Annotated in this window: 25 protein-coding genes and 10 pseudogenes; 14 read left to right on the forward strand and 21 right to left on the reverse strand. The window is 39.1% G+C overall.

The window, feature by feature from the left end:
• Nucleotides 1-44 precede the first annotated feature (44 nt).
• The 7 genes and pseudogenes from ACMX2I_RS00655 to fabF form a co-directional block, all read right to left on the reverse strand.
• Entirely contained in the window at nucleotides 45-962 is a 918-nt protein-coding gene (locus tag ACMX2I_RS00655) for a DMT family transporter (protein WP_414955859.1), read from the reverse strand.
• Nucleotides 959-1,372 carry a MerR family transcriptional regulator gene (locus ACMX2I_RS00660; RefSeq protein WP_087993766.1) on the reverse strand — a complete coding sequence of 138 codons (414 nt, stop codon included), beginning with the start codon at nucleotides 1,370-1,372 and terminating at the stop codon, nucleotides 959-961. The genes ACMX2I_RS00655 and ACMX2I_RS00660 overlap by 4 nt, the downstream gene beginning before the upstream one ends.
• Nucleotides 1,373-1,614: 242 nt before the next feature.
• Nucleotides 1,615-1,774 (reverse strand): annotated as a pseudogene (locus tag ACMX2I_RS00665) (DUF255 domain-containing protein); the annotation flags it as partial.
• Nucleotides 1,775-2,058: 284 nt separating this feature from the next.
• On the reverse strand, nucleotides 2,059-2,625 hold the full coding sequence (locus ACMX2I_RS00670; protein ID WP_394715589.1) for a dihydrofolate reductase family protein: 567 nt from the start codon (nucleotides 2,623-2,625) through the stop codon (nucleotides 2,059-2,061).
• A gap of 159 nt (nucleotides 2,626-2,784) precedes the next feature.
• On the reverse strand, nucleotides 2,785-3,141 hold the full coding sequence (locus tag ACMX2I_RS00675; protein ID WP_414955860.1) for an MmcQ/YjbR family DNA-binding protein: 357 nt from the start codon (nucleotides 3,139-3,141) through the stop codon (nucleotides 2,785-2,787).
• 92 nt (nucleotides 3,142-3,233) lie between these two features.
• Nucleotides 3,234-3,404, reverse strand: a pseudogene (locus tag ACMX2I_RS00680) (DUF255 domain-containing protein); the annotation flags it as partial.
• Nucleotides 3,405-3,575: 171 nt separating this feature from the next.
• The gene (gene fabF / locus ACMX2I_RS00685) at nucleotides 3,576-4,808 is read right to left on the reverse strand and encodes a beta-ketoacyl-ACP synthase II (RefSeq protein ID WP_087993884.1); all 1,233 of its coding nucleotides are present in this window, start codon (nucleotides 4,806-4,808) and stop codon (nucleotides 3,576-3,578) included.
• A 103-nt stretch (nucleotides 4,809-4,911) separates the two neighbouring features.
• Between fabF and ACMX2I_RS00690 the strand changes: the two genes are divergently transcribed.
• Nucleotides 4,912-5,748, forward strand: a complete 837-nt coding sequence (locus tag ACMX2I_RS00690; RefSeq protein ID WP_414955861.1) for a helix-turn-helix transcriptional regulator — start codon at nucleotides 4,912-4,914, stop codon at nucleotides 5,746-5,748.
• Nucleotides 5,749-5,884: 136 nt separating this feature from the next.
• Here ACMX2I_RS00690 and ACMX2I_RS00695 read toward each other — a convergent pair.
• From ACMX2I_RS00695 to ACMX2I_RS00720, 6 genes and pseudogenes are all read right to left on the reverse strand, one after another.
• Nucleotides 5,885-6,058, reverse strand: a pseudogene (locus tag ACMX2I_RS00695) (DUF255 domain-containing protein); the annotation flags it as partial.
• A gap of 152 nt (nucleotides 6,059-6,210) precedes the next feature.
• On the reverse strand, nucleotides 6,211-7,143 hold the full coding sequence (gene bla / locus ACMX2I_RS00700; protein WP_414955862.1) for a class A beta-lactamase: 933 nt from the start codon (nucleotides 7,141-7,143) through the stop codon (nucleotides 6,211-6,213).
• A 188-nt stretch (nucleotides 7,144-7,331) separates the two neighbouring features.
• Nucleotides 7,332-8,067 (reverse strand): annotated as a pseudogene (locus ACMX2I_RS00705) (SDR family NAD(P)-dependent oxidoreductase).
• 114 nt (nucleotides 8,068-8,181) lie between these two features.
• Nucleotides 8,182-8,400 (reverse strand): hypothetical protein, encoded by a 219-nt coding sequence (locus ACMX2I_RS00710; RefSeq protein ID WP_414955863.1) that lies wholly within the window; start codon nucleotides 8,398-8,400, stop codon nucleotides 8,182-8,184.
• Nucleotides 8,301-8,741, reverse strand: coding sequence for a TetR/AcrR family transcriptional regulator (locus tag ACMX2I_RS00715; protein WP_414955864.1), 441 nt, complete (start codon nucleotides 8,739-8,741; stop codon nucleotides 8,301-8,303). Before ACMX2I_RS00715 ends, ACMX2I_RS00710 begins: the two co-directional genes overlap by 100 nt.
• Before the next feature lie 239 nt (nucleotides 8,742-8,980).
• Nucleotides 8,981-9,121, reverse strand: a pseudogene (locus tag ACMX2I_RS00720) (DUF255 domain-containing protein); the annotation flags it as partial.
• 275 nt (nucleotides 9,122-9,396) lie between these two features.
• Here ACMX2I_RS00720 and ACMX2I_RS00725 point away from each other — a divergent pair.
• The 3 genes from ACMX2I_RS00725 to ACMX2I_RS00735 all read left to right on the forward strand — a co-directional run bounded on the left by ACMX2I_RS00725 (nucleotide 9,397) and on the right by ACMX2I_RS00735 (nucleotide 12,300).
• Nucleotides 9,397-10,695 (forward strand): hemolysin family protein, encoded by a 1,299-nt coding sequence (locus ACMX2I_RS00725; RefSeq protein WP_414955865.1) that lies wholly within the window; start codon nucleotides 9,397-9,399, stop codon nucleotides 10,693-10,695.
• Nucleotides 10,696-11,076: 381 nt separating this feature from the next.
• Nucleotides 11,077-11,643: an adenylate kinase gene (locus ACMX2I_RS00730; protein WP_414955866.1), complete on the forward strand. Its 567-nt coding sequence runs from the start codon at nucleotides 11,077-11,079 to the stop codon at nucleotides 11,641-11,643.
• A 231-nt stretch (nucleotides 11,644-11,874) separates the two neighbouring features.
• Nucleotides 11,875-12,300 carry a MaoC family dehydratase gene (locus ACMX2I_RS00735; protein ID WP_087993889.1) on the forward strand — a complete coding sequence of 142 codons (426 nt, stop codon included), beginning with the start codon at nucleotides 11,875-11,877 and terminating at the stop codon, nucleotides 12,298-12,300.
• Between the two features lie 67 nt (nucleotides 12,301-12,367).
• Here ACMX2I_RS00735 and ACMX2I_RS00740 read toward each other — a convergent pair.
• From ACMX2I_RS00740 to ACMX2I_RS00755, 4 genes and pseudogenes are all read right to left on the reverse strand, one after another.
• A pseudogene (locus tag ACMX2I_RS00740) lies at nucleotides 12,368-12,634 on the reverse strand (MmcQ/YjbR family DNA-binding protein); the annotation flags it as partial.
• A 154-nt stretch (nucleotides 12,635-12,788) separates the two neighbouring features.
• Nucleotides 12,789-13,223, reverse strand: coding sequence for an EVE domain-containing protein (locus ACMX2I_RS00745; protein WP_414958276.1), 435 nt, complete (start codon nucleotides 13,221-13,223; stop codon nucleotides 12,789-12,791).
• A 10-nt stretch (nucleotides 13,224-13,233) separates the two neighbouring features.
• Nucleotides 13,234-13,626 carry a rhodanese-like domain-containing protein gene (locus ACMX2I_RS00750; RefSeq protein ID WP_414955867.1) on the reverse strand — a complete coding sequence of 131 codons (393 nt, stop codon included), beginning with the start codon at nucleotides 13,624-13,626 and terminating at the stop codon, nucleotides 13,234-13,236.
• A gap of 21 nt (nucleotides 13,627-13,647) precedes the next feature.
• On the reverse strand, nucleotides 13,648-14,067 hold the full coding sequence (locus ACMX2I_RS00755; protein ID WP_414955868.1) for a MarR family winged helix-turn-helix transcriptional regulator: 420 nt from the start codon (nucleotides 14,065-14,067) through the stop codon (nucleotides 13,648-13,650).
• 341 nt (nucleotides 14,068-14,408) lie between these two features.
• On the opposite strand from ACMX2I_RS00755, the gene ACMX2I_RS00760 reads away from it, so the two are divergent.
• On the forward strand, nucleotides 14,409-15,071 hold the full coding sequence (locus ACMX2I_RS00760) for an MBL fold metallo-hydrolase (protein WP_414955869.1): 663 nt from the start codon (nucleotides 14,409-14,411) through the stop codon (nucleotides 15,069-15,071).
• Between the two features lie 51 nt (nucleotides 15,072-15,122).
• Here ACMX2I_RS00760 and ACMX2I_RS00765 read toward each other — a convergent pair.
• Nucleotides 15,123-15,350, reverse strand: a pseudogene (locus ACMX2I_RS00765) (VOC family protein); the annotation flags it as partial.
• Here ACMX2I_RS00765 and ACMX2I_RS00770 point away from each other — a divergent pair.
• The 5 genes and pseudogenes from ACMX2I_RS00770 to ACMX2I_RS00790 form a co-directional block, all read left to right on the forward strand.
• Nucleotides 15,341-15,466: pseudogene (locus ACMX2I_RS00770) on the forward strand (LysR family transcriptional regulator); the annotation flags it as partial. The pseudogenes ACMX2I_RS00765 and ACMX2I_RS00770 sit on opposite strands and share 10 nt — an antisense overlap.
• A gap of 1 nt (nucleotide 15,467) precedes the next feature.
• Nucleotides 15,468-15,589 (forward strand): annotated as a pseudogene (locus ACMX2I_RS00775) (GNAT family N-acetyltransferase); the annotation flags it as partial.
• Between the two features lie 2 nt (nucleotides 15,590-15,591).
• Nucleotides 15,592-15,672: pseudogene (locus tag ACMX2I_RS00780) on the forward strand (DUF4440 domain-containing protein); the annotation flags it as partial.
• Nucleotides 15,673-15,745: 73 nt separating this feature from the next.
• The gene (locus ACMX2I_RS00785) at nucleotides 15,746-16,543 is read left to right on the forward strand and encodes a hypothetical protein (RefSeq protein WP_414955870.1); all 798 of its coding nucleotides are present in this window, start codon (nucleotides 15,746-15,748) and stop codon (nucleotides 16,541-16,543) included.
• A gap of 89 nt (nucleotides 16,544-16,632) precedes the next feature.
• The gene (locus tag ACMX2I_RS00790) at nucleotides 16,633-16,806 is read left to right on the forward strand and encodes a hypothetical protein (RefSeq protein WP_414955871.1); all 174 of its coding nucleotides are present in this window, start codon (nucleotides 16,633-16,635) and stop codon (nucleotides 16,804-16,806) included.
• Between the two features lie 119 nt (nucleotides 16,807-16,925).
• Here the strand turns inward: ACMX2I_RS00790 and ACMX2I_RS00795 are convergent, their stop codons facing one another.
• A complete protein-coding gene (locus ACMX2I_RS00795) occupies nucleotides 16,926-18,236 on the reverse strand; it encodes an MFS transporter (protein WP_414955872.1) in 1,311 nt (436 codons plus the stop codon).
• A gap of 434 nt (nucleotides 18,237-18,670) precedes the next feature.
• On the opposite strand from ACMX2I_RS00795, the gene ACMX2I_RS00800 reads away from it, so the two are divergent.
• Nucleotides 18,671-19,117 (forward strand): DUF6376 family protein, encoded by a 447-nt coding sequence (locus tag ACMX2I_RS00800; RefSeq protein ID WP_414955873.1) that lies wholly within the window; start codon nucleotides 18,671-18,673, stop codon nucleotides 19,115-19,117.
• A 33-nt stretch (nucleotides 19,118-19,150) separates the two neighbouring features.
• Here ACMX2I_RS00800 and ACMX2I_RS00805 read toward each other — a convergent pair whose 3' ends face one another.
• On the reverse strand, nucleotides 19,151-20,080 hold the full coding sequence (locus ACMX2I_RS00805) for a manganese-dependent inorganic pyrophosphatase (RefSeq protein WP_414955874.1): 930 nt from the start codon (nucleotides 20,078-20,080) through the stop codon (nucleotides 19,151-19,153).
• A gap of 203 nt (nucleotides 20,081-20,283) precedes the next feature.
• Here ACMX2I_RS00805 and hypR point away from each other — a divergent pair, with 203 nt between their 5' ends.
• A complete protein-coding gene (gene hypR, locus ACMX2I_RS00810; protein WP_202327760.1) occupies nucleotides 20,284-20,661 on the forward strand; it encodes a transcriptional regulator HypR in 378 nt (125 codons plus the stop codon).
• Between the two features lie 29 nt (nucleotides 20,662-20,690).
• On the opposite strand, the gene ACMX2I_RS00815 is transcribed toward hypR, so the two are convergent.
• Entirely contained in the window at nucleotides 20,691-21,173 is a 483-nt protein-coding gene (locus ACMX2I_RS00815; protein WP_202327761.1) for a spore coat protein, read from the reverse strand.
• Between the two features lie 143 nt (nucleotides 21,174-21,316).
• Here ACMX2I_RS00815 and ACMX2I_RS00820 point away from each other — a divergent pair, with 143 nt between their 5' ends.
• Both ACMX2I_RS00820 and ACMX2I_RS00825 read left to right on the forward strand, forming a co-directional pair.
• A complete protein-coding gene (locus tag ACMX2I_RS00820) occupies nucleotides 21,317-21,466 on the forward strand; it encodes a hypothetical protein (RefSeq protein ID WP_087993668.1) in 150 nt (49 codons plus the stop codon).
• Between the two features lie 225 nt (nucleotides 21,467-21,691).
• Nucleotides 21,692-22,621, forward strand: coding sequence for a YybS family protein (locus tag ACMX2I_RS00825; protein WP_414955875.1), 930 nt, complete (start codon nucleotides 21,692-21,694; stop codon nucleotides 22,619-22,621).
• Nucleotides 22,622-22,649: the final 28 nt, after the last annotated feature.

Genomic DNA, 22,649 nt, shown 5'->3' on the forward strand with positions numbered 1-22,649 from the left:
TATATTTAACTTAACACATTTTCTCAAAAATAATCCCTGCTTCTTTATACAGCTGACTGTTCTCTAGTATTGTACTTAGGAAAACGTATTACCCCCGAAGCAGTTAAAACGCCTAATATAACTAATACAGCCCCAATAACTTGAAATACCTTTATTGGTGTTCCAACAGCAAATGAAATAATCATCGTTACAACGGGAACAAGGTTGAAAAATAAAGATGTTTTACCTGCCCCAATCTCCTTAATCCCCTGATTCCACCATAGGTAACCCAAAACGCTTGTAAAGAAAGCCATAAAGGCAATTGCCCCCCAAACTCCAATCGGGATGTTCGATAAAGAAACAGGTTTGGATGTAAATAGGGAAACTACTATTAAACTAACAGCACCGATAACCATCGTATAAGTGGTTGTAGATAGCGGAGTACCATCTTTTACAAACCGCCGTCCAAGTACACCATAAAGTGCCCAACAAACGTTACCTGTAAAGATTATTAAATCTCCCCCTGAAATTGATAAGGTTTTAATGATTTCGATAGAACCTTGTGTAATGACTAACAATACACCGATGAATGCAAAGAATATGCCGAGCACTTGTTTTTTTGTCATTTTGTCCTTTAAGATCATTCGAGCGAAAATTGCTGTTAATAAAGGATTCAGACCCATTATTAATGCTCCGTTAACGGGAGATGTATATTTCAAACCAATAAAAAACAAGGCATTAAATCCAAATATTCCTATAATTCCAAGAACAATGTATGAAACGGCGTTTTTCCGTAATTGACTCTTCTTTATACCTTCAGTAAAAATCAAAATGATGAGCATCACTGCAGCAGCTAAACCGAAACGCCATGCCGCAGAGAACGATGGAGAAAAATATCCAACCGTATATTTTGCAAGATTAAAAGTAGCTCCTGTAAAAATAGAGAAGCCAATTAACATCAGGTATATATTTAAATGTTTCATTTGTTTTCCACTTCCTCTTTCAAAATTGAATAATATGTATCCAGTTTTCCTTTTGTAGTAGAAATTACTTCTTCCAGCTCCTTTTTTTTAATTTCCATTTTCTCTAAGTGCTTAGTTAAAATCTCAATACGTTTATTTATAGATGGGGAGAGCTGTGCTGATTTAACATCCGAATTGATTTTTTCCAAAATGCAGCCGTCTTTGACAAACTCATTAATATCCTCTAAAGACATACCTGTTTCCTTTAAACTTTTAAGGAATGTCATGAACTGAATATCAGTCTCTGTATAAAAACGCCTTCCACTGTTTTTTCGTTTTGGTGGTGGAAGTAACCCAATCTTTTCGTAATATCTTAATGTATACGAGCTAATACTAGTCTTCTCAGCAGCTTTACTAATGGAATACAACAAACATCATTCCTCTCTTTTGATTAAAGTTAGTTTACAACTTAGAGTTAACTCTAAGTCAAGCAAATAAAAAAACCTGCTACCGCATGGTTACGGATTACAGGTTTTAGAAAATGAATAACATAAAAGGTAAACTGTATTATTTGAACAAATGGTATTAGCGTTTAAAAATGGCATCTTTTGAGTTCCACACGAGTTGATTACCTCAGGTCACCAATGCATGTTCTTTAGATTAGCCATCGTTAGCTATACCCAATAGATACGAGAACAGGCTTGTTTTCGCGTTTCGCTTTTTCATATGCTTCTTCTCCCTAAGGGAACCAGTCCACAGGGTTATGAGCAGGTTGAAGTAAAATAAGTAGACTTCTCAGCGATTAATCTATTGGGTTTATTGTTAGTGGGCATGGGATCCTCTTCTTTCGTTTTTTTTATAAATACAAAACTTAGCTGATTTACTTAAAAGAGGGAGAATAAAATATACTATAATGTTGAATTATGTTAATTCGTCCTTTTCAGTCTTCTTTTCTTTTATTACAGGAAAAGATATTTTGGGCTCTGTTAAAATTCGATGTTGATAATTCCATAGTATTAAGGGGAACCCATAATTTATGGACTCCCCTTTAGTTCAATAAGAAAAATAACTGTCGAGTGTTACCTTACTATGTATATTTTGGAGGGAAAGATTTTTTTTAGCCATTCCAATGATAAACGATTTGCACAACGCCAGAGGAAAATGTTCTTGTATTCACCATTTTTAAATTTATCCTCTGTTTTACATCAATAAACAACGGTTTTCCTTCTCCCAAAACAACAGGGTGAATAGATAATCTAAATTCATCAACAAGCCCCAAATTTATAAAAGTTGTAATGAGACTCGCTCCACCATATAGCCAAATGTCTTTGCCAGGCTTTTTCTTCAATTTATTTACTTCCTCAAGAATATTATCATTTATAAATATGGCTTGATTATCAATCTCATTTTGTGTTCTGGAAAAAACATATTTCTTTTTACTATGAACCAATTTCCAAATTTCCTTTTCTGTATCAGGGTCTTCATTTTTTGGAATATATTGTCCCCATAAATCGTAGCTTTTTCTACCATATAAAATAGTATCAATTTGATTTAAGAAATCAGTAAACCCCATATCAGGGTCCATAATGCACCAATCAACTTCTCCATTTTTCCCTTCAATAAAACCATCTAAAGTAACTGCTAAATCTAACACTATTCTTCTCTGTTTTAAGTTATTTGTCATAACTATTCATCCTTTTACATAAGAAGTTGGTAGAAATTCTTCTCCCACTCACACACCAGATGGACTAAGTTGCATTTGTGGACAAAGTGAAGAACAATATCCTAAAATGAAAGTGCCCACTACTCTCCGCAGCTCGATTAGCAGGAACACTCTTTATCTTCACTTGGTTAAATGAAAGCTCTGCTCGATTAAGTTATAGATTTCGCCTTCTGGATCTGTCCGTTCTAAAACAACTGAAATCCAATGTTCCTTATCCATATGATATCCGGGTAAGAAATTTTCCCCATTTCTTAAGCTATCACTTATGTCAGGGGGACATTTTAGATTCAGAATATCTATTTCGTCATATCCTTCCAAGCCTAATTTTTCTGGGAGAACATTCATGATAAGACCGTACCATTTTTTGTTTGATTCATGTCTCAAAGAAGCATAGTTTGGGTATTTCTCCCACGGATAATCAGGCGATGTACCGTATTTTTCTTTGACGTGTTTAAAGATATCTTCTCTTGTTAACATACTCAATTACTCCTTTATTCACTCTAATTTCTTCTTGGAAATATCAAAGAGCCATCCTTGGTTGTCCTTTGGATGCTTCAATAGAGATGTCACCAATGGCAAGTCGAATAGCCGATGCTGACCAGAACCGGTTTGTTTTCGCGTTTCGCTTTTTCGAAGGCTTCCTCTCCCCAAGGGAACCAATTCACAGGGTTATGAGCATGTTGAAGTAAATAAGGAGATTTCTCAGCGATTAATCTATTGGGTTTATTATTAGTGGGCATGGGATCACCTTCTTTCTAAATGTTTTTTTTAGTATTCTATTTCCACTATTTAATATACCAGATAGCTGAGGCCCGTCATAATTTGTCTGTGAGGTATTCCATAATGAAAATCAAGGGCTATAAACCCTTGATAGATTCATTATTTCACCTTTGAACTATAAAGATGGGTCTTTAATCGTAATGCTTTAACAAGATTGCTGAATTATGTCCTCCAAAACCAAAAGAATTTGATAGCCCATATTTCAATGGAAGGTGTCTCGCTTCTGATACAACATCTAAGTTGCAATCTGGATCTTGCTTCTCTACATTAATAGTGGGCGGAATAATTCCTCGTCTCAAACTTTCCACTAAAGCAATTGCTTCTACTCCGCCAGCAGCACCAAGCATGTGCCCAGTCATTGACTTGTTTGCAGTTGTTGGAATTTCACGTGAATGTTCACCAAATAATTTCTTAATAGCTAGAACTTCTGAACGATCACCTACTTGTGTACTTGTTGCATGAGCACTAATAACATCAATTTCACCTGTTGATATATTTGCACTTCTCAATGCTTTTTTCATTGCTAAGTAGGCACCCTTACCTTCTGGGTGTGATGCTACCATATGATGAGCATCTGAACTAGCTCCGTACCCCACTACTTCACATAATATCGGCGCATCTCTAAGAATAGCGTTTTCTAATGATTCTAATACTAAGATACCTGCGCCTTCACTCATAACAAAGCCATCTCTATCTGTATCAAATGGCCGGCTGGCTCGACTTGGCTCTTGGTTTCTTGTAGATAGTGCATGGGCGTTTCCAAAACTAGCCAAAGATAACTGTGTGATTGCAGCTTCCGCTCCACCGGCAAATATAATATCTGCTTCATCATTTCGGATAGCATTGAAAGCTTCACCAATAGAGGTGTTCCCGATTGAACAAGCTGTGACTGGTGATAATGATGGTCCTTGTGCTCCTAATCTTATGCTTATTTGGGCCGCAGCTGCATTTGAAATCATCATTGGTACAAGGCTAGGGCTTACTCTCGCGGGACTTCGTTTATTTAATACATTCACATTATCAACAAGCGATTGTATGCCTCCGATTCCTGAACCAACATATACCCCTAAACGTTCAAGATCAATATTATCTAACTGTAATTGTGAATTTTCTAATGCTTGTTCGGCTGCTGCTAAGGCAAACTGACTAAAACGATCTAATCGTTTTGCTTCTTTTCTCCCCAATATTTCATCTGCATCGAAATCACGAACGATTCCAGCTATCTTTGTTTTATAATCAGCAGTATCAAAAGAATCAATTAGAGATATTCCCGATTGTCCTTTAACTAGTTGATTCCAAAAGCTATTTACATCATTTCCTAGTGGAGAAATAACTCCCATTCCAGTAATGACAACTCTTTTCATGATAATTCCCTCCTTGTTTTTATTAACATTAGCTATTGTGTTATCCTATTACAAGTTGTTGTTTATCCTAGTATAATTAATACTATTTTAAAGGGAGATCTTAATGAAACCTGAAACAAGACTTCAAGCTTTATCAGAATTTCTAAAGAACCAACGTTCGAAAATTACTCCCCAAATGGTTGGTTTACCTGTAGGAACCCGCAGAAGAACACCAGGACTAAGAAGAGAAGAAGTGGCTCAACTAGCCGGTGTAAGTCTTACTTGGTATACATGGTTAGAACAAGGCAGAGATATAAAAGTATCTACTTCGGTATTAGATGCTATTTCTCGAGCATTACAATTAAATAACGATGAAAGGAGATATTTGTATGCTCTAGCGTTAGAGGAAGGAGTGAAACAACCCTTTATAAATGAGAATGAGAGGGGAATCAGTCCCGCTTTAGCAAAAATTTTGCAGGAACTTCGTTATTGCCCAACGATTATATCAGATAGAAGAAGTCAGATTGTTGGGTGGAATCAAGCAGCAGCTAATGTATTTTTGGATTTTGAACAAATCATCCCGGCAGAAAGGAATATAATACGCTTACTATTCGCAAGAAAAGAATTTAAAAGTTTAGCAGTGAATTGGGAGCATTTTGTTAGAGGATATATTGCAATATTTAGAACGTATTATGGACAGTATGTGGCTGATGACTGGTATGAGCAATTTATACAAGAAATGGAAAAGGCGTATCCCGAGTTTCATAAAATTTGGAATGAAAATGAGATAAGCTCTGCTCCTGAAGTATTAATTGAGTTTCGTCATGCTAAGGTAGGTAAAATGTTGTTTAATCTTACTTCATTACAAGTGCATGGGGATACTGATTTAAGATGCAGCGTCTATACTCCAGTTGAGGATACTGAAACTGAGCTTAAGTTAAAACGTTTAATTGAAGGCTAGCTATCGTTTGGAGAGTAGCAATACTTCCTTTATTTTGTTTAGACTGTAAATAAAAAAACAACTAGTATATAGTTCCTATTCGTTTTTGTATTTGGATGAAGTTGTTGTGTGCATCTAATATAAAAAAGATCCTATGCCACCAATGACAAGTCGAATAACCGATGCTGACCAGAACCGGCTTGTTTTCGCGTTTTGCTTTTTCGAAGGCTTCTTCTCCCCAAGGGCACCAGTCTACTGGGTTGTGGGCGTGTTGGAGTAAATATGGAGACTTCTCATCGATTAATCTATTGGGTTTACTTTTGTTTGGCATGGGATCACCTTCTTTCAAAATGTTTTTTAAAAGTATTCTCTTTCTTCTATTTAATATACCAGATACTTAAGATCTGTAATCATGTTTCCATGATGCATATATAATGTATTAAAAAAGGCCATTAACGCAGCCTTTTTTAGTACACTTATTTTCTATTTGTTTTTGACTTTAAGGGTCTTAATTACTACTTTTGTTGCCTCAGCGATAAGCTTGTCGTTATAATCAGCATCTTTTTTATCGCGGCTTGAAAGTACGGCAAGAACAATAGGATCTTCTTTTGGTGGCCAAATAATCGCAATGTCATTTCGCGTACCATATGATCCTGCTCCAGTCTTATCAGCAACTTCCCAACCTTTTGGCACTCCAGCACGGATTAATGTATCTCCAGTTGTATTTCTCTTCATCCAATCTATTAAAAGTTCACGTTTCTCAGTTGGGAGTGCATCTCCCAGTGTAAAAGCTTGAAGACTAGTAGCAAGTGCTTTTGGTGTACTCGTATCATGAGTTTCACCTGGATTTACTTCATTTAAATCTGGCTCAAATCGCTCTGGGTTGGTAACGTGATCACCAATTTTATCCAGTGCTTTTTTAAACCCAGCCGGTCCCCCCAGTTGTGTAAGGATGAGATTTGCAGCAGTATTGTCACTGTATCGAAGAGAAGCATCGGAAAGCTCCTTCAGGGTCATCCCTGTATCAACATGCTTTTCTGTAATCGGATTATAATTGACAAGATCCTCACGTGTATAGGTGACTTTTTGATTCAGGTCTTCTATTGACTTCTGTTGTAAAAGTGCTCCTACAGCTAGAGCCTTATGAGTTGATGCATAAGCAAAACGCTCATCTGGATGGTAGGTTACTGTTTGATTTGTACCAGTATTCAACGCAAAGACACCAAGTTTAGCATCATATTCTTCTTCAAGCTTGGCAAAATCATGGTTGCTGGAGGTTTCTGGTTTTTGGGGTTTCGTTAATTCAGCATCAACGTCATTGTTTGAACAGCCTACAAGCGTTGCGTATGAAAGAAATAGTACAGGTATCATTTTTCTGAATGTGGAAGTGCGAAAAATGTTGCTCAATGATTTCATTAAAGCTCAACCTCTTTCTTCAAAATATATTTTGTTCCATATAAAAATGCACCCCTAAGATACATACATACATAGATTACTCGGAGATTTTATTTATGTCTATCTTAAGGGGGGGGCACATCAAGTAATCCGAAAGGGATTTTTTAAAAAATAAGATTTATTATGAGAAGTTATATATAGATTTAATATTAACCAGCAGACGTTCCTCCATCGATTGTCAAAGTAGTCCCCGTTACATAAGAGGCTTCGTCAGAGAGAAGCCAAGCGATGCCTTTGGAAATCACTTCCGGTGTACCGACCCGTTTGCTTGGGCTCATCTCAGAGTAACTATTAAGCAGGGCTTCATCATTTTCCATTGTCTCTGTTCGTGTCGGTCCCGGAGCTACGGTATTGATACGAATGTCTTGGTTTGCATAGTCAAGCGCCGCTGATTTGCTCAGCCCTTCAACCGCATATTTTGAAGCGACATATGCGCTATTTGCCGCGAACACCTTAATGCCGGCTACTGAAGATGTATTTACGATCGATCCGCCTCCATTCTTTAACATTTGTTGGATTTCATGTTTCATGCTCAAATAAACACCCAATACGTTCGTTTGCATTGTATTTGAAAATAATTCCTTATCTGAATTGGCCAAAGGCGCTTGCTCCAGAACAACTCCTGCATTGTTGACGGCCAATTCCAGACGTCCATAACGGCTTACAATAACCTCAATAGCTTGGCTAATGCTTTCTTCATTAGTGACATCCATTTGGATGAAGAAAGCTTCTCCGCCAGCAGCGCGAATGTCACGTACCTTGCTCGCCGAATTGCTCGCGTCTGCCTCCGACAAACACTTTAGCGCCTCTTTCAGCCAATTCTTTGGCTACTGCTTTCCCAATACCACTAGTAGCTCCTGTAACAAGTACGATTTTATTTCTCATGATAGTTACCCTCCATTATAATTGTAGTGAACGTTCATTCTAATTTGAGTATAAAAAGTTGATCTGCCCCAGAGCGGGGCAGATCAACTTTTTATATGCGGATGTTTACAGCACTTACTTTCCAGCCAACAAGTTGAATCCCTTGTCCGTACTTACAGAGTTCCAGCAAGAGCAAATCGCCATTTTGATGACTTCAGGCGAAAGGTCAAGGTTGCCTTGGAGATGGTCTCTCATTAGGTAGACGATAGTCCCCCAGTGCATTTGCGCCATAAGCCGTGGGTTTCCTGGTATAAACAGCTGTTCTTGAATGGCTTCTGCATATATCTGAGACAAGGGAGTACACCAAGCGTTCTTGCAGGCTCTTTTTTGGATGAATCGTAAATATAAGGGGAGAAAGAATATTGTTCTATGAACTGAAATGCATCTGGGTAATCAAGGGTGAATTGAATCAAATTTCTCCATATTCTCTCGAAACGTTCGAGGATCGAGGAGTTATTATAGAAGTCCTTTAGTACAATTTCAGTTTGAAACTCGACAATACTTGTAAACAGTTCGTTAACAATGTCTTCTTTTCCCGAGAAGCTGTTGTAAATGCTTCCCATCGAAACACCGGATTCACTGGAGATCATGGCCATTGATGTAGCCTGCAAGTCATTTGTTCTATGTTGTCTCAAGAACAGCTTTCTTGGATTTCTTATATTTTTCGAACATGGAATTCCTCCGCTATAAGTATTTAGAATGAACGTTCACTCTAAGGTGAATTCATTTTTTTACTATTGTCAATATGGGGTCCTAACTTGAAATTTCACAGCACCCCCAGAACGAAATATTAGACCTTCTTGTAACAAGGAAGCTCATTCTTTCGTTTTGGGGATGAACTGTTTTTTTGGCTGATGGCGATGAAAAAAAGCCTTTATAAAAGGTCTTCGTTAACTATATTATTGAAGGTTATGTTATGCCACCATTGACAAGTCGAATAACCGATACTGACCAGAACCGGCTTGTTTTCGCGTTTTGCTTTTTCGAAGGCTTCTTCTCCCCAAGGGATGGGATCACCTTCTTTCTTCATTTTTGGATTTTGATAAATGTATTCACAAAACTAACTTATCACAATCAGATAAAAAAATTCTCATACAGGTTACTTTAAATAATCATTATTGATTTTGGGTTCAGATGAACTTACAATATGATATAGAAGATATATGTTTAAACGAAATGGAGATAAAACATTTTTGTTCGGTTATTGTATGTTTAAATTATCAATACTAAGGAATATGTAAGAGAGATCTTTATACAGGAGGTGTTCGCCTTACTTGGTAAGGCAAGCGATTGACAACCCTTAATCTTATTATATTTGCCATTTTAATTGTGTTAACTGCATTTTTTGTTGCAACTGAATTTGCGATTGTCAAGATTAGAACTTCGAAAATAGACCAACTCATATTAGAGGGCAAAAAAGGCGCTGTATCAGCAAAAAAAGTTGTGACTCATTTGGACGAGTATTTGTCAGCCTGTCAGCTGGGAATCACTGTAACAGCGTTAGGAATTGGCTGGGTTGGAGAGTCGACTTTTGAAGTGATTCTGCACCCCTTATTTGTTTATTTTCATGTAAGTGAACCCGTCTCACATGTATTGATTTTAGTTATTGCTTTTGTCATGGCGACTTTTTTGCATGTGGTCGTTGGTGAACTTGCCCCCAAAACACTTGCGATTCAAAAAGCTGAAGCGATCACTCTTTTAACAGCAAAGCCTATTATCTGGTTTTATCGCATTTTGTATCCTTTTATCTGGTTTTTAAATGGTTCAGCCCGGTTTATCGTCGGACTCTTCGGGTTAAAACCTGCGTCAGAACATGAGCTTGCCCACTCTGAAGAGGAACTGCGCATTTTATTGTCTGAAAGCTATAAGAGCGGTGAAATCAATAAGAACGAGTTAAAGTATGTCAATAACATTTTTGAATTTGATGAAAGAATCGCTAAAGAAATCATGATTCCAAGAAGAGAAATACTAGCGATTTCTATCGATGATTCTTATGAATCTGTTGTTAAGACTATTAAGACAGAGAGCTATACAAGGTATCCGGTTTTAAATGGAGATAAAGATACGATTATTGGTTTTATCAATGCCAAGGCGTTCTTGTCAGTTTATATTGATACAGATCAGAAAACAAAGGATCATTTCAAGTTAGAAAATCATATCAACCCTGTTATCCATGTGATTGAATCGGTTCCTATTCATGACTTATTAGTGAAAATGCAAAGAGAGCGAACTCATATCGCTATTCTTGTGGATGAATATGGCGGTACTTCAGGCTTGGTCACTGTTGAAGATATTCTTGAAGAAATAGTAGGCGACATCAGAGATGAATTTGATGAACATGAAGTGCCTGACATTCGAAAAATAAATGATGATCATTACATTTTAGATTCAAAAGTACTTATTGAGGATGTAAATAAACTATTGGAAACCGCGTTAGAGAGTGTAGATGTCGATACAATAGGCGGCTGGTTTATGACTCAAAATATTGATGCCAATCTTGGCTCTGAAATAGAAGCTGAAGGATATGTGTTTAAAGTGCACAAAATAGACGGCCGGCATATTCATTATGTAGAGGTAAAACCGAAATGACGATGATTTTTTTGTAAGTGAGGCACTTACAGCCTGTGATGACTTAGCAATTCATCCAGGCTTTTTATATGTCATCAATGACGGGTAGACTAACCTTGCGGGCAAGTATGGATTCAATAGTGTCTATGTTGCGACTGGAATATAGCTGTTTATACTTTAAAGCAACATAGAAGAAACGGAGTGACCTACCAACTTGTGGATGGCGTTTGTTTATGGTTAAAGTAATAAGGGGACAAAACGTGCTAGATTATGGTCTAGTTCTACAGTGAAAAAAGTGTATGAAAAGTTTGGATTTAAATCAATGTCAGGTATGGAGAAACAGTTAGATTAATCAGGTGAACAATCGCTTTGTGAAATTTTAATCATTTAGGAGAGATAAGTGTGTTATACCTTATTGGCGGTTCTTCAAGGAGTGGGAAGACAACTACAGCAAAGAGAATGTTAGCAGAAACAAAAATCCCTTATTTCTCGTTAGACTATTTAATGATGGGAATTGTGAATGGATTACCAGAAATGGAGGTTCATCCAACTGATGGTGATTTTAAAAATGGGCAACGACTCTGGAAAGTCATTAATCCTTTGATGACAGCTATGGTTGAGAACAAAATAGATTACATAATAGAAGGTGTACAATTCATTCCTAGCCACGTAGCAAAGTTTGAGCAACGTTATTCTGGGAATGTTAAGGCCTGTTTTATAGGAATAGCAGAAATAGACATAGAAAATAACATAGATAAAATGAAATTTCACTCCAGCATGACAGAGAATGACAGATTGAGAAATCTAGATCATGTTCAGATCAAATCAGAATTAGAGCGGATTAAAACAGATAGTATCCTGATAAAAGAGGAATGCCAAAAGTACAATCTTCAATACTTTGAAAGCTCCTTACATTTTAATAAAACAATAGAAACAATAATAGACTTGTTTACAAATAAATATAGCTAAGCCAAATTGACTGTATGTATATGTAGATATCAACTTACCACCAAAGGCAAGCCGAATAACCGATGCTGACCAGAACCGGCTAGTTTTCGCATTTCGCTTTTAAGAAGGAAGTTCACACGGTTGTGGGGGTAGTGAGCACAGAGACCCTCATCGATTAACTGTCCTCTCGTCGAGGTTACTGAATGTGTTAAAATGTTATTTTATAAAGATTAGATACAAGGAGGTGCCCCTATGAAGTTAGATGAATTTTCTATTGGACAGGTTTTTCAAACTAAACCATTTGAATTAACAAAAGAGAATGTCATGAATTTTGCAGAAGAATATGACCCGCAATACATGCATGTAAATGAAGAGAAAGCAAAAATGGGCAGGTTTAACGGAATCATTGCATCTGGAATACAAACGTTAGCCATCACTTTTAAGCTCTGGATTGAAGAAGGGTGTCATGAGGACGATATTATTGCTGGAACAGGAATGAATCATATAAAATTCCTAGCACCCGTATACCCGAATGATAAGCTGAACACTATCGTTAAGGTTATTGATAAAAAACCAAATAAAAGTCAAACGGGAATACTTACTGTATTGTTATCTACCTATAATCAAAAAGAGGAAAAAGTGTTTGAAGGTGAGTTATCCGTATTAATGAAACGGTAAAAGATTTTGATAAATTACAAACAGGAACTTATTATAGGTTCCTGCTGATCATCATGGTGAATAAACATTAAGACTTCTTTGGCTTTGTCAATTCGAAACTATGTTGCACCATATCATCAAGAGCCTCTTGTGAGAGGTTGCCATCTAAGATCACTGTATTCCAATGGTCTTTATTCATATGATACCCGGGCTTTACCTCTTTAAAAATACTACGCAGGAAATTGGCTCGCTCAGGTTCGCACTTAAGGTTAACGCATAAATGGCCATCAAGATGAAAGATAAGCGCAAACCATTTTTTATTCCCGTTGTGACGCATCACCGTCCGCCCTTCACCAAGGATAGTAGTAATTGATCATTTCCTCGTGATTCATAACTCTCCACCTCTATTTTTAGAAATAACCAATGATTCATCGTCATGATATCACAATGTAATGAATGGTTAGGTGATATTGTGAATATAAAGAAAGCTTAAAGGAGATCAAAGTCATCTAATCTCCTTTAACATCAACCATTTTTTGTGCAATTAGCTTAAAATCCTTTTCACTGATCTCAAAATGCCCAAACCGAAATGAGTAGCCCCAACGCTTCTCGTCTTCTATGAAAGAAAGGTATGGGATTAATGGGCGAATGGGTATTTCTGTGCAATGAATGAAATGTATATGTCTTCGAAAAGGCTGAAAATCATTTGCCATATCAAATTGAAAAATATGACGATCTACTACTTTGCCTAAAGCCGTAAATTTTTGATATGGCGTACTATCCTTAATATTGACCTTTGGAGAATAATAAATGATCCAATCACCTTTATTCATCTTTTTTAAGGGTGCCTCTTTGCCATGACAAAGTTGTGCAAATCCGCCTTGAATTGCTTTCATTACGTGATCTCGGGAAGCCACTCCCACCCAGTATCTTTTATGTTGCACAGGCACAGAGTCAGCATCCACAATCATCAGATATGTGATTGTCTTGATTTGTATTTGTGACAGGGAAGTTCATTTCTTTCCATGCTGCAATCCCTCCCGTCAGCTCTTTCACTTTATATCCATGTTCTAATAAAAACTTTGCAACTTTTGCAGCGGTATTGCACCAGACATCCCAGCAATAAACAATGATTTCTTTTTCTTTTGGTATTTCGTTTAAACGAGCTTGCAGTTCTTGTTCAGGAATAATGTGAGCATCTTCAATTGTTACGTTCCTTACATGAATTGGACCGTTTCGAACATCGATTAAGACGTATTTCTCGGGATTCATTTGCTTAGCTTTCAAAAAATCCATAGGGCTTATCGTTGCTTCGAGACGTGCATTAAAATAATCGAGAGCTTGCATATTGTAAAACCTCCTGTTTTTTTAAAGTGATCTCCAAATTTTAATAAGGCAATCTTTAAGTAATTGTCTTTCTTGTTGATTTAACGGAGCTAATACCTCTAATTCCGTATTAACTAAAAACTCCCAACGTGAATCCAATACATCGTTACCTTTTTCAGTAATCTTAAGGCTATAGGATCTTCTGTCATTAGGATTTTTTGTTCTCTCAACAAATCCTAAAGTCTCTAGATGATCGATATGACTCACCATCGTAGTCCGGTCGATTTGCAGGTTTTCAGAAATATCTTTTTGTGATGAATAAGGGTTTCCTTTGATAAATAAAAGAACTCCGTATTGTCTTGCGTTAATTTCATATGGTCTAAGCCCTTCAGCAAATGTATTTTCCATTCGCTGGAGAACTTTTCCGAGTAGAAAACCATAGGATTGATTCCATTTTTCCAATTCTTTCACCTCCAACAATAATCAGTTTAACATATAATCAGCATAACTGATTATTTTTCAAGAAACAAGGTTTAAGTTCGTCAAGTGTGCCTGACGGGATTGGTGCTATTCAAACAGTATGTATTTTTAAAAGGGCTACTCCATTTCCCACCGATAATATGCAGCGTCATTTCCACGGGAGAAGCCATTTTTACTTCTGTACTGCAAGCGCCAAATCCATTTAACCGGTTTCCCATATTTGTCACCTCGCAATGTAAGTTACAAAAATGTGCGTCATTACATAACTAACTAAGATGTATTACAGTAAATATATCAAAAAATTTCCAAAGGGAGTGGTTGGCATGAATTTGAGACAATTGTCAGAACATGTCTTTCAATGTGAATTTGAGCTTGATGTGCCTATTGGGATTCCGGTTCATATTTGGTTTATTAAAGATGGTGATGATGTTTATATCATTGATACGGGAATAGAACGTTTTGCGGATGCTCAGATCAGGGCAGCGTTAGCGATCGGCAGTCCAAAAGCCATTTTGCTTACCCATGGGCACAGCGATCATATTCAAGGTGCATCAAAATGGTTAGAGAGATTTGATATTCCAATTTATGCCCATCAGAAAGAACTAATCTATATCAATGGGGAAGCGCCTTATCCGAACAAAAATGAGGTGGAGAACACAGGGGTAGCCCATATTGTCCAGCCGCTGACGGAACAAACGCTTGCCCACTTGCCGCTGCAATCCTATCTAACACCCGGACATTCCCCGGGGCATGTTGTGTACCATCATGAAGTCGATCATGTTCTATTATCAGGTGACGTTTTTATCACAAGTAAGAAAAATTTACACCCGCCTATCAGAAGATTCAGTGTTGATATGAATGAGAACATCGACAGCGGCGCAATCATAGATGAAATCAAACCAACCCTCATTTGCTCTTCACATGGTGAAGAAATTCTTTATAACGAAGAATTGTATAAAAATTATGTGTTAAGGTATAGGGACTAAAGGAAGTGGGAAAAAACATACCTAGCAATATTGATATGTTTAGAGAGACATTTAGAGATACTCCGATGTCTCAATGAGATTCTGATCGGGGTCTTTTATATAAACAGATAGAATCGGGCCGAGTGCATCGGTTCTTTTGATTGGGCCTTCCTCGATATTGACGTTTGTTTTCTTGAGATGCTCCAGTACTTTATTGATAGGTTCATTAGTGATCAAACATAAATCGACAGATCCTGAGAGATGGTGCTTTGCTTTAGGCTCGAATTCATGACCGCTATCTTGTGAAGCATGACACTCGCAGCTTTCAAACAATGGAGTTGTGGAGTATTGAAGCGATTAGGCTTGGATTTTCTGTTTTGCCTTATATCACAGTGAAAGAAGATGTGGAGGCGGGTTCGGATCTGCATTCTGAACCCTATCGCAACTTCGGGCTGGGCAAAGAGATCGTCGATGCGTTAGAACGTATTGTAAAAGAACAAGACATTTCCTCATTCAAACTGTACGGCCAGATACAGGCCCCTATGTGTTTAAGAAGAATGCGCAAGGCGAGTGGCTTTGTGCCATCGATAATTCATATGGAATGGATTTAATTGGTGTTTAGCGTCCGGATATGTCTTTGACATGCTATTTGCGCATATAATGATTCATTCAGCTGATGAGGGAAGGTGACTTCATTGAATCTGTATGATTTCAGAATGAATCCTTATTGGTTTTATGCAGGCAGGCACAGAGGGTTTGTTCAATATCCATACGTATTTCGGCAGCCCATTGCATCCTCCAGCGCAGTCATTACATCAGCCCGCGGAAATGTAACGGGAGACGGCGTTATTGATGAGGTCTTTCTCACTGGCATCCAAATGCCTGGCAGCCCTTTATGGAGAAATATCACATTGGTGATCCGTGACGGCAGAACCCATCAGGAACAGCGAATCCAGCTCCAAAACAATATGGGCTACAATCCGTCTCTTTTTCTCGGGGATATGACAGGCGACAAGATGGATGATGTGGCAGTGGTAATAGACACTGGGGGAAGCGGCGGCACGATATATGCGTATGTTTTTGCCTATCTAAACCGGCAGTTCCGACAGATTTTTAATTCGGATGTGTTCAATGCTGAATGGAAGTACAGTGTGAGCTATCAAAATCAATACAAGGCAAATGTCATCAGCCATCATCAGAACGAAACGTATATCCTCGACCTTACTTACAAGGGCAGGGAATATTTGAATGAGATTTATACCCAGCAGGGGGTATTGAAAATGCCGATAGAAGGCTGGGTCAATCCTTTGTCTGGCTTGTATCCGGTTGATTTTGACAGAGATGGCGTATACGAATTGCTGGCGTATCAGCGGATCGCCGGGAGGTATAATGCTGACTCACTGGGATATGTCCAAACCGTGTTGAAATGGAACGGGCGGAGATTTATGCTTGACCGCCAGAATGTATCGATTGTTGGGAGTCACTTATCGTAAGTATAAAACGGTCGGCCTATGATTTATTTGTATCACTATCGCCCAGACGGAATAGGATATAGCACATTGCAAATGAGGAAAGATTCTGTTTGAGTAATCAAGAGGCGATTGAGCAAATTGTGTACGGCCTGAATTTGGATTTAGCTTGGGAGTATGCTGCGGGGATACGATATGCGCAGCATGCCAGTCTCCTGAAGGGAGCCGCCTATTTTGCGGTTGCCGAAGAATTGCAAGAGCATGCCATTGATTGGAAATGGCTTTAGGTATAGAAAAAAAGGAGATTTCTGCTCCCAAATTTTCATTTCATGACAAATAGGGGAAGTCGTCTCATGAGAGATGGCTTTTTTTGCCAAAGAAAAAGAGTGCTTTCAACACGCACTCTTTATTCCAACGTAATTCGTTTTACATCCCCTAATACAAACACATAAAAAACCAGCCCGAGCAGCAGTACAAAACCGGCTACCAGAAAGCTGAGCGTAAAGGATCCTGTCACATCAACCAAATATCCCGTCAGTGAAGCAGCGATAATGCCTCCGAACAAGTTGTTTGCCAGATTCACCATGGAGCTCAGCATGGACACGGAACCGATCGGTGCCAGTTCTGCTGAAATGGACCAGCCGACTGGAGCGGTTGCGGAAATACCGGCGAGTCCGATTGAAATACAGATAATCGCGACGGTGATATTGTTCGTCAGAATCGAGCCTAAAAAGAAAAAGCCAAAGCTCATTCCGACAATGATTACCGTTCGGTACACCTTGGTGTTAGGATAACCTTTCTTAATGAAGTAATCGACGAGCCAGCCGCCGACGACAATTCCGGAAATGGTTGAGATCAGCCAGGGCACGGCTGTAAATAAACCGGACGACATGATATCCATTCCGTATGTATGTTTAAAGAAAGTCGGAAGCCAGGTGAGCAGCAGGTTGAATGTATAGCCGTACCCAGTAAATCCAATCATCAAGCCCCATACTTTACGGTTGGAGAAAAGCTTTTTTAAAAGCGGACCCGTTTTGTAAGGGATTTGCTCTGTTGTCATTGAATTGTGTCTTTGAATATAGTTTAGCTCGTTTTTGGAAATGCGTTTGTGCCGTTCAGGCTGCTCATAATAATGCCAGAAAAAGATCGTAAACAGCACATTGATGCACCCAATCGTTAAAAAAGCGACACGCCAGTCAAACGCGGTGACAAGAAAGGCGACCAATGGCGCGCCGATTACGTTTGAAAACTTGGCGGCCGAGTCGAACAGTGAGTTGGCCAACCCCCGCTCGCTTGGAGGAAACCATAGAGCGGTTGCCTTGGAAGCGGCAGGGAACGCAGAGGCGCTCGTCAGCCCAATGAGAAAACGGAACAAATATAACAGCAATTTTCCTTGCAAAAAAGCAAGAAGGATTGTTAAAAAGCTCCATATTGTCATTCCGATCCTTGTGACCCATGCCACGCCAAACCGGTCCAGCAAACTCCCGACAGGCAGCTGCATCAGTGTATAGGAATAGGTGTAAATGGAAAACACGATGCCGAGTTCTGTTGCTGTAAGGTGAAATGAATCTTGTATGGCGGGGGCCGCTACAGAGATGGCCACTCGGTCAAAATAATTAAGAATAATAATGCCGCTGAGTAACGAAGATATGTACCATCTGGTATGCCCAGGCCGTTTCACGCGCTCTTGACTCATGATGAAAACCTCCTCTGTCATAGCATGATCTCCTGATGTAAATACCATTCAAATTTTAAATACCACAGCGTGCTTTTGCGTAAACGGACAGCAGGAATTTGACTGAATATGCCCGGTGCTTTAGAATGAAAGTAATAAAAATGAACACTCCAAAGGGGAGTAGCTTTTACAGTAAAGTCGTCATTACGGGACAAGATGTCCTCGGCTTTGCTGGCAATCTCATTGTTAGCGAGACCTTTGCCAAATCTATTTGGTGAAGGTCTTTTTGTTTCGGAACTTCACCAAATCGGTGGAGTTTTTTCATTTTTATCAAAAATGGAGAGGAGCGTCGGTATGTCTAAGCTGAAAAAGTGGCTGAAGCGTGAAATGGTGAGGAAAGGGCTGCCGTTAGCAAAAGAGAAATTGATCCCGATCTTAAAGGAAAAAATGAAGAAGAAGCGATGAGGAGGCTAACGATGAAAATCATTTTGACTGTTCTTGCCGGTGTGGGGCTTTTGAGTGCAGGCGGATGTGGCATGTTGGACCAGGTGAATGACGGATTGAATTATACAAGTGAAGCCGCAGGCTATGTGGAGAAAGTGAAGACATTTGCAGAGGAGGCACCTGAATTGGCTGAGCAAGCTGTAAATGACGCGGAGGCGAAAGAAAAACTTGAAGCACAGCTTGAAACGGTTCAGCAGGCTGCCGCTGATTTTAATGAATTAACACCGCCTGATGCCGCAGCGAAGATTCATCAAACCATTCAGGAGCATAACGAAACCTTGCAGAAAAGCGCTGAAGATGTGTTAAAACAAGTGGAAGAAGGCAAGGTATCGCTTGAAACATTGGAGCAGTCGGACATTGTCCAAAACGCAAATCAAATCACTGATGTGATGGGGCAGATTGAAAAGCTGGGCGAATAAGAAAGAAGCATCCCTGCGCGGGATGCTTTTTCATTATTCAGCCATTGCGTCTGTTAAGACAGGGACGACTTGTTTTTTACGGGAAACAACGCCTTTTAAGAGGGCTGTGTTGTTTTCTAATGTAACGTTGAACGCTTTTTCCACGTTCGCTGCTTCGTTACCGATCGCAAGGGCAAGTGAATCATTTTCTAAGATGTCTGTGATGACAAGAAGGAATAGGTCAAGCTTCTTCTCAGCCACAACCTTAGAAATCGCAGCTTCTAATTCAGCTTGGCGTTTTTTCACATCTTCAATGTCTACTGTGTTCACTTGTGCGATTTCGACTTTTTTGCTGCCGAGTGTAAATTCTTTCGCATCAAGAGAAATCAAATCTTCCACTGTTTTTTTGCTTAAATCAGCGCCAGCTTTCAGCATGTTCAAGCCGTATTCTTCAGCATCTACGCCGGCGATTTCCGCAAGTTCTTTTGCTGCCGCTACGTCTTGGTCTGTGCAAGTTGGAGATTTGAATAACAGTGAGTCAGAAATGATCGCAGACAGCATAAGGCCGGCAATTTCTTTCTCGATCATCACGTTATTTTCTTTGTACATTTTGTTTAAGATTGTAGCCGTACAGCCTACAGGCTCAGCACGATAGTAAAGCGGCTCAGCTGTTTCGAAGTTTGCGATACGGTGGTGGTCGATGACTTCGAGAACCTGAACGTTTTCAATGTCCTTGATGCTTTGCTGGCGTTCGTTGTGGTCAACAAGGATAACGCCGTTCACTTCGTTTGCAGCTGTTTCTACAAGACGAGGGCTTTCTTGTTTGAAGTAGTCAAGCGCGTATTGTGTTTCGCCGTTGACCTGTCCAAGACGGACTGGCTCAGCATTGAAGCCGAGTTTGTTTTTCAAATCAGCATAAGCAATCGCAGAACAAATCGTATCTGTGTCTGGGTTTTGGTGTCCGAAAATAAGTATCTTTTCCATGATAGCTCCTTATCCTTTTTAAATAGTGTAATCTTTATATAGTTTAACACGTCTTGTTGCGAGTGTAATCATACAAACCCTTAAAAATTGATGTGAATAAGAAGCATTTTCTTTGAGCTGAAGAGAAAGGGCGTGTAAAATACTGGGTAGCTAAGTTGCGAAATGTGATGTAGTATCAAAAAAGGTACTATGGGAGGTCAAGTATGAGTGAAAAAAAGAATAAATACCCGAACAAAGAAGGCTGTCCAGTTGAATTTACGCTAGATGTCATTGGCGGAAAGTGGAAAGGAATTCTTTTTTATCACATGATAGATGGCAAGAAACGGTTTAATGAGTTTCGCCGAATCTGCCCGAGTATCACCCAAAGAATGCTCACTCTTCAGCTGCGGGAGCTGGAAGCGGATGGCATCGTGCATCGCGAGGTTTACCATCAGGTGCCGCCCAAGGTTGAATATTCTCTGACGGAATTTGGGCGAACGCTTGAACCGATTGTTTTGCAAATGAAGGAATGGGGAGAATCCAACAGAGATGTGCTGGAATCTTATCGTTCGAACGGCTTGCTGAAGGATCAGCAGAAATAGCAGCAAAGGGAACTCCTTTGCTGCTTGTTTTATTTCATTGAAAGGGCTTTGTTGGCGTTTCTGACATCATTTTTCAATAGTTCAGAAAGGTTGTAAGCTGGATAGTATCCGCGCTGATACATGTATTGGAATATTTGCGCATGCCATTTAATGGCTGCATTCAGCTGTTTGACAAGCACGTTTCTTAATTGAGGTGTCGCTGTTTCAGTGATGGCAATGGCGTAGTTGCGGACAGATGTTTTGGCAAGAACAAGCAAGTCGCCGCTGTAGAATGGGTTATCTGCGCGTTCCTCTTCATCTTCACGAGGCATCGGTGCCTGAGGGAAGAACTGGAGAAGCTCTCTTAAATTTTGCTCAATGGCTTGTATGGATACGGCATAAAGCTGTTTAAGCTGAGGGTCTTTTACTTCTTTTATCATTTTCTTCAGTTTAATGAGTCCGATTGCCTGAAAAGCGACCAGCTCATGCAACTCTAATGTTTCATGCCAAGCCAATGTTCTGCGTTCATCCATGTAACAATTCTCCTTTATCAATGAGATTCCATATCAGCATATGCCTAACGCTCAATGTTGTTCATGATGTTTTGAAGTTTTTAAAACGGGAAATTCACCTTATATAGGATACGGGTTGAGAACATGCAAATGAGGTGAAACACATGTGGGACATGATAAGGAATTTTTTCTTGTTTAGCAGCGGCGTTCTGCAGGCAACAACCCTTTTACTGGTGATCTTGATCTTTATGTATGTCAGAAAAACGAAAAAGAAAAACAAGGAATCTTCTGGCTTTATGGATGATAAACATTAATCGTGATGGGCATTCTTTTCAAAGAATGTCTTTTCATTTGCAATGTTTCACATGAAACATCAGCGTCATTTTACTTGCGATTTGGACTTATGTTAAAATATAAAAGTAAAATGTAGAGAAGATATTAAAACATTCAATGCAAAGCATGTTGCAACGATGAAAAAAGAGCAGTCGTTTATGCTGCTCTTTTCTATTCGTGTTTTAAGGATGATACGAGGTGACTAAGTGAAACAAACGAGAGCTTTAATGGAAGGCGCTGTTTTAATCAGTCTGTTTGCGATCATCACGCTTTTGGTCGTATATGTACCTGTGATCGGAACAATTTTGTTTTTTGCACTGCCGCTGCCCATGATCCTGTATACGATTAGACATGGATTCAAATTGGGAATATGGATGGGAGCTGTCAGTCTTCCGGTTGTTTTTATTGTCGGGTCCTTTAACGGACTTATTTTAGCTTTTATGTCAGCTTGCGCCGGCATTGCCATGGGGCACTTTTTCAAAAAGAAAGAACCCGGGAACGCGATCATTTCGGGCGCCCTTATTTATATGCTTTGTATTGTCTTCTATTTTGTGATAAGCATTCAGTTTTTGGGTATCAATATCATTGATGAAGCAATGACACAATACCGGCAGTCTCTTGATATGGTAGAAACGGTAGTGAAGCAGTCGGGCAATGCTGAACAGCTTGACAAGCAATTGAAACTGATGGAAGAACAATTGGGTATCGTTCAATATCTTTTTCCAACAGCTATTGTGATGGTAGGAGCTCTTTTTTCTTTCCTCAGTTACCTTATCGCTAAGCCGCTCTTAAGGCGATTCTCCCCCGATATTCCTAATCTAAAGCCTTTTAGAGAGTTGAAGTTTCCGCAAAGTGTTGTAGTGCTGTATTTAATGATTGTGTTGCTTTCATTTTTGCCTTTAGAAAAGGGCCAAATGCTGTACTCTATCGCTTTAAATGGGGAGTTTATACTCGGGTTTCTGATTTTCATCCAAGGTTTATCATTTATCTTTTTCTATTGCCATAAAAAACAATATCCGAAGGCTGTGGCTGTGATTGCAGTGGTTCTTGGGCTCGTGCATCCGATTTTTATGGCAGCGATTCGCATTTTAGGCGTTATAGATATAGGCTTTAATATAAGGAATAAGGTGAAATGAACATGAGTTTTACTCACATGGTGGGGAG

Source organism: Bacillus sp. SW14, assembly GCF_047608225.1.
Lineage (GTDB): Bacteria > Bacillota > Bacilli > Bacillales > Bacillaceae > Bacillus > Bacillus subtilis_G.